This is a genomic window from Xanthomonas bonasiae (genome assembly GCF_014836395.1).
In the GTDB taxonomy this organism is placed as follows: Bacteria; Pseudomonadota; Gammaproteobacteria; order Xanthomonadales; family Xanthomonadaceae; genus Xanthomonas_A; species Xanthomonas_A bonasiae.
The window spans coordinates 162015-179164 of sequence record NZ_JACSQX010000003.1 but is presented as its reverse complement, the minus strand read 5'-3'; the positions used below and the strand labels follow the sequence as shown (position 1 = coordinate 179164).

General features: G+C 69.3%; 6 protein-coding genes. All 6 read left to right on the top strand.

Annotated features, from left to right (window positions below; all coding sequences use genetic code 11):
* The first annotated feature begins 50 nt into the window (after positions 1-50).
* The 6 genes from H9658_RS05750 to H9658_RS05725 all read left to right on the top strand — a co-directional run bounded on the left by H9658_RS05750 (position 51) and on the right by H9658_RS05725 (position 17129).
* Positions 51-2885 carry a TonB-dependent receptor domain-containing protein gene (locus H9658_RS05750; protein ID WP_191824676.1) on the top strand — a complete coding sequence of 945 codons (2835 nt, stop codon included), beginning with the start codon at positions 51-53 and terminating at the stop codon, positions 2883-2885.
* Positions 2882-7219, top strand: a complete 4338-nt coding sequence (locus H9658_RS05745) for an Ig-like domain-containing protein (protein WP_191824675.1) — start codon at positions 2882-2884, stop codon at positions 7217-7219. The genes H9658_RS05750 and H9658_RS05745 overlap by 4 nt, the downstream gene beginning before the upstream one ends.
* On the top strand, positions 7216-8808 hold the full coding sequence (locus H9658_RS05740) for a family 43 glycosylhydrolase (RefSeq protein WP_191824674.1): 1593 nt from the start codon (positions 7216-7218) through the stop codon (positions 8806-8808). The genes H9658_RS05745 and H9658_RS05740 overlap by 4 nt, the downstream gene beginning before the upstream one ends.
* A 19-nt stretch (positions 8809-8827) precedes the next feature.
* Positions 8828-11149, top strand: a complete 2322-nt coding sequence (locus H9658_RS05735) for a S9 family peptidase (RefSeq protein ID WP_191824673.1) — start codon at positions 8828-8830, stop codon at positions 11147-11149.
* A gap of 442 nt (positions 11150-11591) precedes the next feature.
* The gene (locus tag H9658_RS05730; protein WP_225209784.1) at positions 11592-14501 is read left to right on the top strand and encodes a TonB-dependent receptor plug domain-containing protein; all 2910 of its coding nucleotides are present in this window, start codon (positions 11592-11594) and stop codon (positions 14499-14501) included.
* Positions 14502-14708: 207 nt separating this feature from the next.
* A complete protein-coding gene (locus tag H9658_RS05725) occupies positions 14709-17129 on the top strand; it encodes a glycoside hydrolase family 127 protein (protein ID WP_191824672.1) in 2421 nt (806 codons plus the stop codon).
* Positions 17130-17150 lie beyond the last annotated feature (21 nt).

Below are 17150 nucleotides of genomic sequence, written 5' to 3'. Positions count from 1 at the left end.
GGCATGCCGGCCCTGCCGATCGCCATGCGTCGCCGCCCAGGAGAATCCCGATGTCGTCTTTGTCTGAACGCGCTGCGCCGCTTTTCCCGTCTTCGTGGCGCCGCGCGCAGCGGCCGGGCCCGCTGGCAGCGGCGATCTGCACCGCACTGGCGCTGGCCGCGACCGCACCCGCCGCACTGGCGCAGGACGCCACGGCCGACAACGCGGCCGCCACCACGCTGGAAAAGGTCACGGTGACCGGCAGCCATATCCGCCGCGTCGATGCGGAAACCGCCAGCCCGGTGATCACCATCGACCGGCAGCGGATCGAGGACAGCGGCCAGGACACGCTCGGCCAGCTGCTGCAGCAGCTGCCGGCGATGGCCGGCAATATGCCCAACATCTCGCTCAATTCCGGTTTCAGCCACGGCCGCGCGCTGGTCTCGCTGCGCAACCTCGGCGCCGAGCGCACCCTGGTGCTGGTCAACGGCCACCGCATGGCCGGCCCGGCCAGCAGCGTGTCCGCCGCGCCCGGCGTGGACATCAACGCCATCCCGGCGGCGATGGTGGAGCGCATCGAGGTGCTGACCGACGGCGCGTCCTCGGTGTACGGCTCCGACGCCATCGCCGGCGTGGTCAACATCATCCTCAAGGACAAGTACGACGGCGCCGCGGCGACCGTCGACTACGGCCAGAGCACGCATGGCGACGGCAACCGCCGTTCGGTGGGCGTGGAGTGGGGCAAGACCTGGGAGCGCGGCGGGCTGATCCTGGGCCTGAGCCGCAGCTCGATGAACGCGCTGTACGACGAGGACCGCAGCTATGCCAAGACCGCGGTGAACTATCTCAACGGCCAGGTGGTGGAGCGCCGCGGCAACGGCACCCGCGCCTTCCTCAGCGACGGCAGCGTGCTGACCCCGAACAGCGGACTGGCGCCAGGTGCGGTCGATGCCAGCGACTTCCACACCTATAGCCAGGCGGTCGAAGGCTATAACTCCTATTACGGCCAGTACCTGATCACCCCGGTGCAGCGCACCAACTTCTCCGCCCACGCCAGCTTCGACTTCACCCCGAACGTGCAGGGCTACCTGGACATGTTCTGGACCCGCAGCGAGACCACCTCGCAGCTGACCGCCTATGGCCTGGAGCTGCCCAACGCCTCGCAGAACTACTACAACCCGTTCGGCAGCCAGCTGTCGCGCTACCTGCTGCGCTCGGAGGCGGCCAACACCCGCGTCTACACCTCGACCATGTACCAGACCAACATCGTGGCCGGGCTGCGCGGCAAGTTCGCCGACACCAGCTGGCAGTGGGACGCGGCGGCCGGCTATGCGCGCTACAAGGACACCCTGGTGCGCAACGGCTTCTCGATCACCTCGGCGCTGAACAACGCGGTCGGCGCCTCGTTCCTGGACAGCGACGGCGTGGTCAAGTGCGGCACGCCGGGCAACGTGATCTCCGGCTGTACCCCGATCAACGTGTTCAATCCGGACGATCCGGCGACCATCGCCGGGATCAAGGCCACCCAGAGCGCGGTCGACCTGATCGACGAGAGCACGATGAAGTTCGCCGAGGCCAGCGTCAACGGCGACCTGTTCGCGATGCCGGCGGGGATGGTGCAGGCCGCGTTCGGGCTGTCGTTCCGCAAGAACGGGTTCTCGCAGGGCACCAGCAATCCGGTCGCCGCCGCCGATGCCGAAGGCAACTGCGACTACAACGACGGCTGCATCATGAACCAGGGCCACGAGGAGACGATCAAGGAAGCCTACGCCGAGGTGCTGATCCCGCTGCTCAAGGACGTGCCCGGCGCGCAGGCGCTGAACCTCAACCTGGGCACGCGCTATTCCAAGTACGACTACTGGGGCAACACCACCAACAGCAAGGTCGCGCTGGAATGGCGGCCGATCGACAACCTGCTGATCCGCGCCACCGGCTCGGAGGTGTTCCGCGCGCCGGCGCTGGGCGACCTGTACGGCTCGCCGTACAACTCGGTGGTGGACAGCACCGGCGACTACACCGATCCGTGCAACGGCTACACCGGCGGCGGCAACGCCGCGGCCTGCGCCAACGTGCCGACCAACGGCAGCTTCGTCAACACTTCCTCGTTCAACGTGCTGACCACCGGCTCGGCCAATGCCGGTTTTGCGATCAAGCCCGAGCAGGGCCGTTCCTACAACGTAGGCGCGGTCTACGATCCGGGCTGGGCGGACGGCCTGTCGCTGAACCTGGACAGCTGGCGGGTCACCCTCGACGACATGATCAACGGCGTCGGCCTGGATCAGGTGTTGCAGAACTGCTACGACGGCCAGAGCACCTACTGCCCGTTGATCCAGCGCAACGCCAGCGGGCAACTGGTCAGCGTGACCGTGCCGTTCGCGATCAACAGCGGCAAGGTCGACATCCGCGGCTACGACATCGGCATCAAGTACGCGCTGCGCGACACCGCCTGGGGCAACTTCCAGGCCGGCGTCGATGCCACGTTCCTGTCCAGCTACAAGTTCAGCGGCGACGATCACAACTACGTCGGCGAGATGTCCAGCTACGGCAACATGCCGCGCTGGCGCGCCAGCTTCAACCTGGGCTGGGACAACGGGCCGTGGCACGCCAGCTGGAACACGCGCCTGCTCGGCCCGACCACGGTCGGCAGCGCCTACGAGGACTTCTGCGTGAACACCGCCGCCGACGGCAGTTGCGTCTACTTCAAGGTCGGCACGGTCACCTACCACGACGTCTCGCTGAGCCGGAAGTTCGAGAGCCTGCACACCACGCTGTCGGCCGGCGCCAACAACGTCGGCAACCGCAAGCCGCCGCAGTACTACGGCTATGCGAGCGCGGCCAATACCGACGCGTTCACCTACGACACGCTGGGACGCTACTTCTGGGCCCGGCTCAGGACCGAGTTTTGAGGTTGCCGGCAGGCGGCGTGGCCGCGGCATGGCGGCAACCGCGCGCCGCCGCCGCGTTGCTCGCGGTGCTGCTGTGCACGGCGTGCGGCGCGGTGGCGGCCAGCGCCGTCGCCGCGGCGGATGGCGAAGCGTTGCAGGCCAGCAACGCCGCGCTCGGCTATCCGCATTTCAAGGGCACGCCGACACCGATTCCGGACAGCGGCGTGGCCTTCGCGCCGGGCGGGCATCTGCAGCGGGTGTTCGCCGCCGATCTGGCGGCCGGCGCCGGCACGGCGCCGGGCAAGGATTTCTGGATCGACCACATGCTCGCGCGCAGCGGCACCGGTGGCGGGTTCGACGACGACAACAACTGGCTGTTCAGCCGCGGCCGCGCCGCGTACATGTACACCCACCAGCCGCAGCAGCCCGGTTTCGTCGGCGATGTCGCCTATGCGCACAAGACCGGCCACGATGCGCTGTTCCGGTTGCAGGCGGAGATCGACGGCACGCCGCTGCACCTGGTCGAGGACAGCGCGCAGCGGCGGCAGACGCCGAGCTATTTCAGCAGCGTCTACGCCGATGCCGGCGCCGGCGTGCGGCTGCGCCTGGTCAAGTTCATCAGCGAGCAGAACGTGGCCGTGGCCGAGGCCACGCTGTCCAGCAGCGACGGCGTGGCGCGCACGCTGACCCTGCGCGCGATCTCGCCGATGGCCACGCATGCCGACGGCGCCGAGCTCACCGGCGCGTTCGCCACCCACAACGCGATCACCACGGTATTTCCGCGGCTGTCCGGCGACGGCTTCGCGGTCGAGGGCGGTTCCATCGCGCGCCGCGTGGCAGTGCCGGCGAGCGGCGAAGCGGCCACGCTGAAGGTGCAGCTCGGGCTGGTCACGCGCGAATTGCCGGCGTCGCTGCAGGAGTACCGGCGCATCGCCGCGCAGTCGCCGCAGCAGGCGTACAGCGAACACGTGGTCGCCTACAACCGCTGGTGGGCCGACAACCTGCCGTACCTGGACACGCCCGAGGACAACATCGACAAGACGTTGTTCTATCGCTGGTGGCTGCTCCGGTTCAATTTCCTCGACGCCGCGGTGCCCGGCAACGACTACCAGTTCCCGGTGGCGATCGAAGGCGTGCTCGGCTACGACAATGCGATCGTGCTGACCACCGGCATGTTCATCGACGACCTCAAGTACCTGCGCGATCCCAGCTACGCGTACGGCTCGTGGCTGGGCGCCGGCGAGACCGCCGGCGGCGGCAAGTACGTGGACAATCCCGGCGCGCCGGAGAACTGGTCCAATTCCTACGCCCAATACCTCAGCGCCGCTGCCTGGCGCGCCTACCAGTTGCACGGCGGACCACCGGCGGTGGCGGCGCAGCTGGCGCGCTACGCCAGCGCCGACGTGGACGCGTTGTTGCGCGCCTACGACCGCAACGGCAACGGCCTGATCGAGTACGACTGGGCGGCGATGACCGGCAACGACGCCGACGCGGTGTCCTTCGACTGGGCCAAGCAGCACGGCCAGATCCGCATGGACCGCAGCGAGAGCGCCTATGTCTACGCCAACGCGCTGGCGGCGGCGCAGGCCGCGCAGCTCGCCGGCGATGCGGCCACCGCTGTGCGCATGCAGGCGCTGGCGGCCAAGATCCGCAGCGCCGTGCTCGCCGTGCTGTGGCAGGACCACAGCGCCACCGCCGATGGCATGGGCCTGCACGGCGACCTGCTCAAGCAGCGCCAGGCCGATGGCGCGCGGTTGCCGGTGGACTGGAAGGAAACCAACAACTACTACCCGTTCAGCGTCGGCCTGATGCCCAGGCAGGGCGATGCCGACTACGATCCGAAGTACGTGCGCGCGCTGCGCCTGTTCGCCGACGCGCGGCAGTACCCGATCTTCCCGTTCTATACCGCCAACCAGGCCGACCGGCAGGCGCGCGGCGCCGGCGGCAGCAACAATTTCTCGGTGATCAACTCCACCGTCGCCTTTCGCCTGCTCGGCAGCGCGCTGCGCGACTATCCCAGTCCGTACCTGGACGCGAGCAGCTACCGCAAGCTGCTGTACTGGAACGCCTGGGCGCACTACATCGACGGCGACAACCGCTACCCGGACCAGAACGAGTTCTGGGCGCAGGGCAGCGCCGCCGCCGGCGGCAGCATCGGCTACCGCTCGTGGATCCACCACACCCAGCTCGGCGCGACCAACTTCACCGTGATCGAGGACGCGATGGGCCTGCGTCCGCGCAGCGACGCCAGGATCGAGCTGTATCCGATCGACATCGGTTGGGATCATTTCGCCGCCGACGCGGTGCGCTACCGCGACCGCGACCTGTCCATCGTCTGGGACCGCGATGGTCGCCACTACGGCGGCGCGGTGCCCAAGGGCTATTCGCTGTATCTGGACGGGAAGCTGGCGTTCACCGTCGATCGCCTGGCGCATGTGCTCTACGACCCGGCCAGCGGCCGCGTGCAGGCGCTGCCGGATGCGGTCAATGCGGATGCCGCGCAGCTGCGTGTGGTCGGTTCGAAGGCCATCGCCCTGCAGACGCCGGCGCAGGTGCGTTTCGCCGCCGATGCGCGGATCACCACCGTGCTGGCCGACGCCGGCGTGGACACCACGCTGCCGGCGACCGCGCGCAACCTCGCGCAAGGCGCGACGGTGAGCGCCAGCTATGCCGCCGACGGTTTCCCGGCCACCGCGGCGGTGGACAGCAGCACCGCCAACGAACCGTTCTGGGGCACGGCCGGGTCGCCGTCGCGCAGCGACTGGATCGAGCTCGACCTGGGCCGGCCGCAACTGCTTGACGACGTGCGCCTGTACTTCTACCGCAGCTCCTCGCCGCCCGGCGAGCAGCACGGGTTTCCGTCCGGCACCCGCGCCGGCTACGCGCCGCCGTGGCTGTACGTGCTGCAGTATTTCGACGGGCATGCGTGGAAGACAGTGCCCGGCCAGGTGCGCGATGCGCCGATCGCGCAAGGCAATCGCAACCGCGTGCGCTTCCCCGCGTTGCGCGTGCAGCGGTTGCGCGTGCTGGTGACTCATGCCGGCACGCTGCGCACCGGGATCAAGGAAATCCAGGCCTATGCCAGCGGCGCGCGGGCGCCTGCGGCCAGGCCCAACCAGGCGCCGCAGGTCGAGGCCTGGCAACAGGATGGCGTCGGCGGCGGCGCACTGCGTGTCGTTGGCCGCGTCGGCGACGACGCGCTGCCGAACGGCAGCTTGGCGCTGCATTGGCGCGTGCTGCAGGCGCCGACCGGCGGCGCGGCGATCTTCGAGGAACCGCAGGCGGCCAGCAGCAGCGTGCGCTTCACCGCGCCCGGCGCCTACACGCTGCGCTTGCAGGCCGACGATGGCGCGTTGCAGGGCCATGCCGACGTGGCCGTGGTCGCCGCGCCGACGCCGGCCGGGCAGGGCCTGGAAGTACAGGGCGATGCCGAGGCCAGCGCGCAGGTCACCGCTGGCCATCACCGGCTGCAGGCGCTCAACGACGGGCTGCTGCCCGCGCCGGATCAAGCGCCGTCCGCGGATCGCCGCTGGGGCAGCTGGGGCCGCGCGCAACCGGCTTCGGTGTGGGTGCAGTACCAATGGCGGCAACCGCAGCGCTTGAACGCAGCGGCGCTGTATTTCTGGGACGACCAGCCCGATGGCGGGGTGGCGCCGCCGCGCGCGTGGAAGCTGCAATACCGCGATGGCGAGCAGTGGCGCGACATCGCGGTGCGCGGCGGCTATCCGGTCGCCGCGCGCGGCGAAGCGAGCCGCGTGGCGTTCGCACCGGTGACCACCAGCGCGTTGCGTGCGGTGCTGGATACCGCGGTGCAGGGCGACGGCCATGCCGCGGTCGGCATCGACGAATGGCAGGTGTTCGCCGAACGCGCCGACGCGGTCGAGCCGATCGACGTACGGGTGGCGCCGGGCGAGACGCCGGCGTTGCCGCAGCGCATCGCCGCTTATTTCGCCGATGGCAGCTGGGATTGGCTGGGCGTGCGCTGGCCGCAACTCGACGCGTCGTCGTTGGCCGGCGAAGGCCGCGTGCAGGTGCAGGGCCTGGCCGATGGCGGCATGCCGGTCAGCGCCAGCATCTGGGTGCGCGCCACCGCGCCGGGCCAGATCAACACGGTGCAGGCGCCGCCGCCGTTGCACGTACGTGCGGGGCAGGTGCCGGCGCTGCCGGCATTCGTCGGCGTGCAGTACAACGACGGCTCGCGCGAACGCGTGCCGGTGCAGTGGCCGCCGTTGGCGCCGGCTGCGTATGCGGCGCCGGGTACCAGCAGCATCGTCGGCAGCGCGCAGGGGCGTGGCGGCAGCGGGCAGTTGCCGGTGCGGCTGCAGATCGTGGTCGACGCGGCGGTGGCGCCATGAGCCTGCGTCGCGCCGCGCGTGTTGCCCGGCGCATCGGCGCCTGCCTGCTGTTGGCGCTTGCCGTTGCTGGCGCGCAGGCGGCACCTTTGCCCGCGCGAAGCGTGCACAGCGCCGGCAATCCGATTCTGGCCGACGGCCGCGACTATTCCGCCGATCCGGCGCCGCTGGTCGCCGACGGCAAGCTGTACATCATCGCCGGCCGCGACGAAGCGCCGCCCGACGTCAACGACTTCGTGATCCAGCGCTGGCAAATGCTGGCGACCGACGATGTCGGCAGCGGCAACTGGACCCACTATCCCTCGCTGCTGCGTCCGGAACAGGTCTTCGCCTGGGCCGCCGCGGGCCGCGCCTATGCCGCACAGATCGTGCAGGGACCGGACCGGCGCTACTACCTGTACGCACCGGTGGAGGAAAGGCACTCGCCCAATGCCGATCCGTTCGCGATCGGCGTGGCGGTCGCCGACAGCCCGCTGGGGCCGTGGCGCGATGCGCATCCGCAAGGGCCGATCCTGTCGCAGTCGCTGCCGGTCAGGAACACGATCCAGAACATCGATCCGACCGTGCTGGTCGACGACGACGGCCGCGTGTACCTGTACTGGGGCACCTTCGGCAAGCTGTTCGGGATCGAACTGGAGCGCGACATGGTCACGCCCAAGGGCGCGGCGGTGGCGGTGACCACGCTGGACGGCTATTTCGAGGCGCCGTGGCTGTTCAAACGCAACGGCACCTACTACATGGCCTACGCCGGCAACCGCGCCGGGCCGGACTCGGACTGCACGCCGACGCTGTATCACGCCTGCATCGCCTACGGCAGCGCGCCGTCGCCGCTGGGGCCGTGGACCTACCGCGGGGTGATCCTGCCGCCGGTGTCCTCCACCACCTCGCATTCGGGCATCGTGCAATTCAAGGGCCAGTGGTATCTGGTCTATCACACCGCCGATGCCAAGGGCGGCGGCCACTTCCGCCGCAGCGTGGCGATCGACCGGCTGGACTGGGACGACACCCAGCGGCCGGCACGCATTCGCCCGGTGCTGGCCACGCGCGCGCCGCAGCCGCCGCAGCCGGTCCAGCGCAACGTCGCCCGCTACGCAGCCGCCAGCGCTTCCAACGGCCCGGACATCCCGCATCAATACTGGATCGCCGCGCTCAACGACGGCGTGGTCAAGCGCAATCCGCTGCCGCCGCAGATGTGGGGCAGCTGGACCGCGCACAATCCGCCGCAGCAGTGGATCCAGTACAGCTGGGCGCAGCCGGTGACGCTGCAGCGCAGCCGCATCGTGTTCTGGGCCGACCATCCGCGCGGCGCCAACGAAGGCGTGGCGCCGCCGGCGCGCTGGCATCTGGAATACCGCAAGGACGGGCAGTGGCGGCCGCTGGCGGAGGCGACGAGCGGCGCGGTTGCCGGCCGCGTGCAGACGTTGCGTTTCGCGCCGGTGACCACGCGCTGCGTGCGCGCGGTGTTCGATGCCTCCGGCGGCGACGGCCGCTATGCCGCGCTGGCGGTGCAGGAATGGGAAATGTGGGCTACGCGCGCGCAGCGCCTGGCCCAGGCCGGCGTTGCGGATGCGCAGCGCTGCGACACGCTTTGATGCACCAGGTGGTCGACGGATGAAGACGGATCGAAACGGGCGGCGCGTCGCCGCACCGGGCGCATTGCTGTTCGTATTGGCTGTACTGGCGCCATGCGCGCTGGCCGCGCCGAGCGCGGACGACTATCAGCGCGCGCAGGCGTTGAGCCAACGCTACGAGGCGCTGGTCGACCGCCAGCCGTCGCAGCCGGTGTGGCTGGACGCCGGGCATTTCCTGTATCGGCGTTCGTTGGCGCGCAGCGGCGCCGCACCGGCGATCGAGTACCGCCGGGTCGCGGTCGCTGACGGCCGCAACGAACCTGCCTTCGATCACGCGCGGCTGGCGGCGGCGATGTCCGCGGCCAGCGGCAAGCCGGTCGATGCGGCGGCGTTGCAGCTGTACGAGGTGAAGCTGGACGCGCACCGATTGGTCTTCGAGAGCTATCGCGTGCGCTGGCAGTGCGATCTGCCGCAGTACCGCTGCACGCGCACCGAGATGGGCGCGTTGCCGCCCGATTCCTACGACATGAGCATCCCGCTCAAGCAGGGCCCGGCGTATGCGCAGGCGTCGCCGGACGGCAAGTGGCGGGCCTGGGTCGAGGCCGGCAACGTGGTGGTCGTGCCGGCCGCTGGCGGCAGCCCGGTCGCGCTCAGCCATGACGGCAGCATCGCCGAGTACTACGCCGCGGATAGTTTCGCCTGGTCGCCGGATTCGAGCCGGCTGGTCGCCTACCGGGTCAAACCGGCGCCGTTGCGCACGGTGCATTACATCGAGTCGGCGCCGCCGGACCAGTTGCAGCCCAAGCTGCACGAGCAGATCTACGCCAAGCCCGGCGATCCGCTGCCGGTGCTGCAGCCGGTGCTGTTCGATCTGGCCTCGCGGCAGGCGAAGGCGGTGCCGGCAACGCTGTTCCCGAATGCGTTCGCGCTGAGCTGGCCGCAGTGGCGCAGCGACGGCAGCGGCTTCACCTTCGAGTACAACGAACGCGGCCACCAGCGCTACCGGGTGATCGAGGCGGATGGACGCAGCGCGCAGGCACGCACGCTGATCGAGGAAACCTCGCCGACCTTCATCGAGTATTCCGATCTCAGCGGTACCCACGAGGGCGGCGGCAAACGCTATCGCCACGATTTCGCCGATGGCGCGCGCACCCTGTGGGCCTCCGAGCGCGACGGTTGGGAGCAGCTGTACCTGTACGACACGCGCAGCGGCGGCGCTCCGCGCCAGGTCACGCGCGGCGAGTGGGTGGTGCGCAAGGTCGAGCGCGTCGACGAGGCCGCGCAGCAGATCTACTTCATCGCCTCGGGCATGACGCCCGGCGAGGATCCCTACTACCGTCACGCCTATCGCATCGGCGTGGATGGCAGCGGGCTGACCGCGCTGACCCCGGCGCAGGCCGACCACGAGGTCGTGCTGTCGCCCGACGGACGCTGGCTGCTCGACCTGTATTCGCGGGTGGACCTGGGCCCGGTGCTGGAACTGCGCCGCAGCGACGACGGCGCGCTGGTGCGGCAGGTCGAGCGCACCGACCTGAGCCGGCTGCGCGCGGCCGGCTGGCTGCCGCCGTTGCCGTTCCACGCACCCGGCCGCGACGGCAAGACCGAGATCTGGGGCGTGATCCATCGGCCGCAGGCGCAAGCCGACGGGCAGCGCTACCGCGTGGTCGAGAACATCTATGCCGGGCCGCACGGCTCGTTCGTGCCCAAGACCTTCAGCGCGCGCGTGCCGGCGCTGACCGCGCTCGGCTTCGCCGTGGCGCAGATCGACGGCATGGGCACCAACAACCGTTCGCGCGCATTCCACGACGTGGCCTGGCGCAACCTCAAGGACGCCGGGTTCCCCGATCGCATCGCCTGGCACCGCGCCGTGGCGGCGCAGTACCCGTGGTACGCGATCGAGCAGGGCGTGGGCATCTACGGCACCTCCGCCGGCGGCCAGAGCGCGCTCGGCGCGCTGCTGTTCCATCCGGAGTTCTACGTCGCCGCGGTGTCCAATTCCGGCTGCCACGACAACCGCATGGACAAGATCTGGTGGAACGAGCAATGGATGGGCTGGCCGGTCGGGCCGTGGTATTCGGCCTCGTCCAATGTCGACAACGCCGCGCGCCTGCAGGGGCATCTGCTGCTGGTGACCGGCGACATGGACCACAACGTCGATCCGGCCAGCACCTTCCAGGTCGCCGATCGGCTGATCAAGGCCGGCAAGGATTTCGATCTGCTGGTGGTGCCGGGCGGCGACCACGGCGCCGGCGGCGACTACGGCCGGCGCCGCTTGGCGGACTTCTTCGTGCGCTGGCTGCAGCAGGCGTCGACGCCGGACTGGAATCGGCAGGCGGCGGCATCGGCGCCGGTCGCGCACTGAGGGTTGCGCGCGTGCCCGCGCGAGCTGGCGCGCGGCATGTGGCGGCGTCTGCGACACATCGCAACATATCGACAAATTTCCACGTCAAAGGCGACGTTTTTCCACAAGACGCTGACCCTGCCGGCGTGAAACTCTGCAGTTGCGGTGCGTAGCGACGCGCAACGGGTTCTTTCTGGGGCGCGAAGACGCGCAACGGTGTTCCGATGCGCGACACGCGCACCGCATTCTGCGCCGTGCGGGGATGCACGGCCTCCATCGATCGATGCGGGTTCTCGCTGCCATGCGCAGCGAGAGCACGGCGTCGTGCGGCCTGGATTTGCGTGAAGGCCGCTCAACCGAGAGACAGTCCATGCGCGACGTTCGTTTGCCTTCCCCATTTCCGGCCTCCGCCTGTCGCGATCGACGCGGACACGGGCGCACGCTGCTGTGCGCCGCGATCGGCATGGCGCTGCTCGCCGCGCTGCCGGCGGCGGCGCAGGAGGCGACCACCGTGCGCGACAGCGCCACCGCGGCCGCCGACGGCAGCGACAGCGCCGCCGACGCCAAGACCCTGGACAGCGTGGTCGTCACCGGTTCGCGCATCCGTCGCAACGACGCGCTGGACGGCCCCACGCCGCTGACCGTGATCGGCGCCGAGCAGATCCGCGCGGCCGGCTATACCGAGATCGCCGATGTGGTCAATCAGCTGCCGAGCCTGGCCCTGACCCAGACCAGCCAGACCAGCAACCTGGCCGGCAATCCCGGCATCAACGCACTGGACCTGCGCGGCATGGGGACCCAGCGCACCCTGGTGCTGGTCGACGGCCGCCGCCAGGTGCCGGCGATCCCGGGCACCTCGGCGGTGGACGTGAGCAATATTCCTTCCAGCCTGGTCGAACGGGTGGAAGTCATCACCGGCGGCGCCTCGGCGCTGTACGGCGCCGACGCGGTCACCGGCGTGGCCAATTTCATCCTGAAGAAGGATTTCCAGGGCCTGGACGCCAGCGCGCGCTATGGCATCTCCAGCCGCGGCGATATGCGCAGCAACAGCGTCGATGCGCTGTTCGGGCACAACTTCGCCGACAACCGCGGCAACGTGACCGTCTACGGTTTCTACGAGCGCGAGCCCGATTCGGTGTCCGGCCAGGACCGTCCGTGGACCGCCACCGGCTACCCGATGTACACGCGCAACAACCGCAACCAGCGCTACTGGATCTCCGACAACAACCGCAACATCAACAACGCCGAGGACGCGCAGCTGATCCTCGGCGGCCGCCACTATGCGATGACCGCCGATGGCCAGCTGCGTGCGCCGGTGCTAGGCCCGGGCGGTTACGTCAACAGCGTGCCGGTGAGCCTGGCCGATCCGTCCACCGCACTGGGCAGCCTGCTCACCGACGGCGGCGAGTACGGCGGCCGCTACGACTCGTGGTACCTGGCGGTACCGTCGGATCGCTTCGCCAGCCGCGCCACGCTCAACTTCGATTTCAGCGACAGCCTGCGCTTCTTCGCCAACGTCGGCTATTCGCGTACCACCTCGCAATCGGCGTGGCGCGCGTTGAGCGCGTTCGGCAGCGAGGCGGTGCCGGCCGACAGCCCGTTCATCACCGACGAGATGCGCGCGGCCAACGGCGGCACGATCACCGACGGGGTCTACTTCGCGCGGCATTTCGACGACGAACTGGGGCAGGGCGGCAGCCAGTACCGGCGCCAGCTGCTGCAGGGCGTGGTCGGCCTGGAAGGCGACTTCAGCCTGGGCGGCCGCGCCTGGAACTACAGCGCGTACTACTCCTACGGCCGCACCGAGCAGCGCAACCGCGACATCGATACGGTGGCCTACACGCGTTATTACCTGGCGGTGGATTCCACCACCGCCGCCGACGGCAGCGCGATCTGCCGCAGCACGCTCACCGACCCGGGCAACGGCTGCGTGCCGTTGAACCCGTTCAAGCGCCTGACCGCGCAGGAGATCGGCTACCTGCGCTACACCTCGGACTGGGCCACCACCACCATGACCCAACAGGTGCTGTCGGCCTATGCCTCCGGCGGCATGTTCGACCTGCCTGGCGGCGAAGCGCAGATCGCGTTCGGCGGCGAGTACCGCAAGGAGCGCAACGACATCGGCGCGATCGCCCAGTACGATCCGGCCAATCCGGCCTACGACGCCAGCCTGGGCACCACCCAGCTGCCGCTGGTCGGGCAGTACGACGTCAAGGAACTCTACAGCGAACTGCATCTGCCGCTACTGGCCGACAGGCTGTTCGCGCAGCGCCTGGGCGTGGACGCGGCGGTGCGCGTGTCCGACTACAACACCGCCGGCCGCACGGTCACCAACAAGTTCGGCATCGACTGGGCGCCGATCCAGGACATCACCCTGCGCGGCACCTACGGCAAGGCGGTGCGCGCGCCCAACATCGGCGAGCTGTACACCGCCAGCAGCATCGGCGGCATGTGGATCACCGACCCGTGCAACACCTACAACCAGCGCTACCGCACCGACCGCAGCCAGTACACCGCGGCCAACTGCGCGCAGCTCAATCCGTCGGACAAGAGCACCTACTGGCTGTACCGCGACATCATCACCAAGGGCAACCTGGACCTGGCCAACGAGACCGCCAAGACCCGCACCGTCGGCATCGTGCTGCGTCCGCGTTTCCTGAAGGATTTCTCGCTGTCGGTGGACTACTACAACATCGACCTGCGCGGCGCGATCGATTCGTTCCCGGCGCAGACCATCATCAACAAGTGTGTGGACGCGCCGACCCTGGACAACCAGTTCTGTTCCTTCGTCAGCCGCGACGCCGACGGCAACCTGCTCAACGTGGTGACCCAGAAGCTCAACCTGTCGCGCTACCTGACCCGCGGCGTCGACTTCTTCGCGCAATACCGCTACGACCTGGCGGAGCGTTGGGGCCAGAATGCCGGCGCGCTGTCGTTCGACCTGAACTACACGCACCTGATCCGCCAGGACTACACGCTGGATCCGGACCAGCCCGAGGACGTCACCCGCTTCGCCGGCGTGTTCGGCTCGCCGTCCTGGAAGGGCGTGCTGCGCGGCACCTGGTCCAATGCGCATGCCGGCGCGACCTGGTCGCTGCGCCACTTCTCCAAGATGCGCAACAGCACCGAGATCACCGATACCGACTACCAGAAGGTGTGGACCGGCAACGTGTTCTACAGCGACGTGTCCGGCTACTACCGGCTCAAGTCGGGGCTGGAAGTGTTCGGCGGGGTCAGCAATCTGTTCGATCGCGCGCCGCCGCGGGTGCCGGGGGCGGAGGCGGGCGGCGCCAACTTCGAGCTGGGCTACCACGCCGGCGTGTACGACGTGATCGGGCGTATGTACTACGGCGGGATCCGCCTGGCGCTGTGAGCGGCGGGCGCGATTCGGCACAAATCCGCATGTTCGCGCAGCCGTGGCGACAAGACGCGATGACGTATCGATGACACAGTGGCGACAGGCCGCCCGTTCGTGGCCGCGGTCGGGTCCGCGCCTGCCGCCGCCAAGCGCAAAGGAGCAAGCAATGCCGTCTCGCCTTTCCCCTGGGTTCCCCGTGGTCATCCATTCGCGCGGTGCCCGATGAGCGCGCGCTCCGGACATGTCCATACGGCGCACTGCGCGCACACCGCGTCCGCGGACGCGGCGGCGGCGCTGGATCCATCGCGGCGCCGTTTCCTGCAATGGAGCGCATTGGCCGTGGCCGCGGGATTGCTGCGTTTCCCGCTGGATGCCGCCGCGTCCAGCGCCGGTGCCGTGCAGGCGCTGCCGCTCAAGCAGGTCACGCTCAAGCCGTCGCTGTTCCTGGATTCGCTGCAGACCAACCGCCGCTATCTGCTGGAACTGGAACCGGACCGCCTGCTGCACAACTTCCTGCAGTACGCCGGCCTGCCGCCCAAGGGCGAGGTCTACGGCGGCTGGGAGGGCGACACCATCGCCGGGCACACGCTCGGCCACTACCTCAGCGCGCTGGCCAAGATGCATGCGCAGACCCGCGATGCGGTGCTGCGCCAGCGCATCGACTACATCGTCGCCGAGTTGGCGCGTGCGCAGGCCAAGGACGCGGACGGCTACGTCGGCGGGCTTACCCGCAAGAACGACAAGGGCGCCATCGACAACGGCAAGGTGGTGTTCGAAGAGGTGCGCCGCGGCGTCATCAAGGGCAGCAAGTTCAATCTCAACGGCAGCTGGTCGCCGCTGTACACGGTGCACAAACTGTTCGCCGGCCTGCTCGATGCGCACGAACTGGCCGGCAGCGCGCAGGCGCTGCAGGTGCTGCTGCCGCTGGCCGGCTATCTGGGCGGGGTGTTCGACGCGCTCGACCACGCGCAGATGCAGACCCTGCTGGACACCGAGTTCGGCGGCCTCAACGAGTCCTACATCGAACTGGGCGCGCGCACCGGCGATCAGCGCTGGGTCGCGCTGGGCAAGCGTCTGCGGCACGAGAAGGTGATCGATCCGGCCGCGGCCGGCCGCGACGAGCTGCCGCACATCCATGCCAATACCCAGGTGCCCAAGTTCATCGGCGAGGCACGCCAGTTCGAGGTCGCCGGCGATGCCGACGCGGCAGCGGCGGCGCGTTTCTTCTGGGAAACGGTGACCGGCCACTACAGCTACGCGATCGGCGGCAATGCCGACCGCGAGTATTTCCAGGAACCGGACACCATCGCCGCGTTCCTGACCGAGCAGACCTGCGAGCACTGCAACAGCTACAACATGCTCAAGCTGACCCGGCACCTGTACCAGTGGACGCCGCAGGCGCGCTATTTCGACTACTACGAGCGCACCCTGCACAACCACACCATGGCCGCGCAGCATCCGGCCACCGGCATGTTCACCTACATGACGCCGATGATCAGCGGCGGCGAGCGCGGCTTCTCCGACAAGTTCGATTCGTTCTGGTGCTGCGTCGGCAGCGGCATGGAGGCGCACGCGCAGTTCGGCGACTCGATCTATTGGCAGGACGCGGCCTCGCTCTACGTCAACCTGTACATCCCCTCGACCCTGGATTGGCCCGAGCGCGATCTGGCGCTGGAGCTGGACAGCGGCGTGCCGGACAACGGCAAGGTGCGGTTGCAACTGCGCCGCGCCGGCGCACGCACGCCGCGCCGCCTGCTGCTGCGGCTGCCGGCCTGGTGCCAGGGCGGCTACACGCTGCGCGTCAACGGCAAGGCTCAGCGCGGCACGTCCGCCGACGGCTACCTGGCGCTGGAGCGGCAATGGCGCAGCGGCGATGTGATCGAACTGGAGCTGGCGATGCCGCTGCGCCTGGAGCATGCCGCCGGCGATGCCGACACGGTGGTGGTGATGCGCGGTCCGCTGGCGCTGGCCGCCGATCTGGGCCCGGTCGCCGATCCCTACGATGCGCCGGACCCGGCGCTGGTGGCCGCGGCCGATCCCTTGGCAGGATTCGCCGAATTGCCGCAGCCCGGGCATTTCCTGGCCGCCGCCACGCAGCCGCCGGGGCTGACCTTCGTGCCGTTCTACGCGCAGTACGAACGCCGCAGCGCGCTGTACTTCAAGCGCATGGCGCCGGCGCAATGGGCGCAGGAAGCGGCGCGGCGCGCGCGCCCGCAGGCCGCGCGCGCCGCGCTGCAGGCCACCGCGGTGGACATGATCCAGTTCGGCGACGAGGCTTCCGAACAGGCGCACAAGCTGCGCAGCGATACGTCCTTCGGCGGCGCCTACCGCCGCCAGCAATGCCGCGACGTGCGCGGCAAGGGCTTCGTCGAGTTCCAGATGAAAGGCAGCGCGCAGCCGCTGGCGTTGCGCCTGCGTTTCTGGGGCAGCGACAAGGGCCGCTTCAACATCCTGATCGACGGCAAGCTGGCGGTGGAAGTGCAGGTGGACCGCAGCCAGGTCATCGACTTCGTCGATCGCGATTACGCGTTGCCGTCGGCGCTGACCGGCGCCAGGCAGCTGACCTTCCGCATCGAGCCGCAACACGGCGATACCGCCGGGCCGCTGTTCGGCGGTTGGTTGATCCCGGCCGCGCGCGCATGACGGCTGCGGCAACGCACGCAG

Excerpts from the sequence above, each read along its gene's own strand:
- H9658_RS05750 (WP_191824676.1), top strand. The coding sequence starts at position 51 with ATGTCGTCTTTGTCTGAACGCGCTGCGCCGCTTTTCCCGTCTTCGTGG.
- H9658_RS05740 (WP_191824674.1), top strand. The coding sequence starts at position 7,216 with ATGAGCCTGCGTCGCGCCGCGCGTGTTGCCCGGCGCATCGGCGCCTGC.
- H9658_RS05735 (WP_191824673.1), top strand. The coding sequence starts at position 8,828 with ATGAAGACGGATCGAAACGGGCGGCGCGTCGCCGCACCGGGCGCATTG.
- H9658_RS05730 (WP_225209784.1), top strand. The coding sequence starts at position 11,592 with ATGGCGCTGCTCGCCGCGCTGCCGGCGGCGGCGCAGGAGGCGACCACC.
- H9658_RS05725 (WP_191824672.1), top strand. The coding sequence starts at position 14,709 with ATGAGCGCGCGCTCCGGACATGTCCATACGGCGCACTGCGCGCACACC.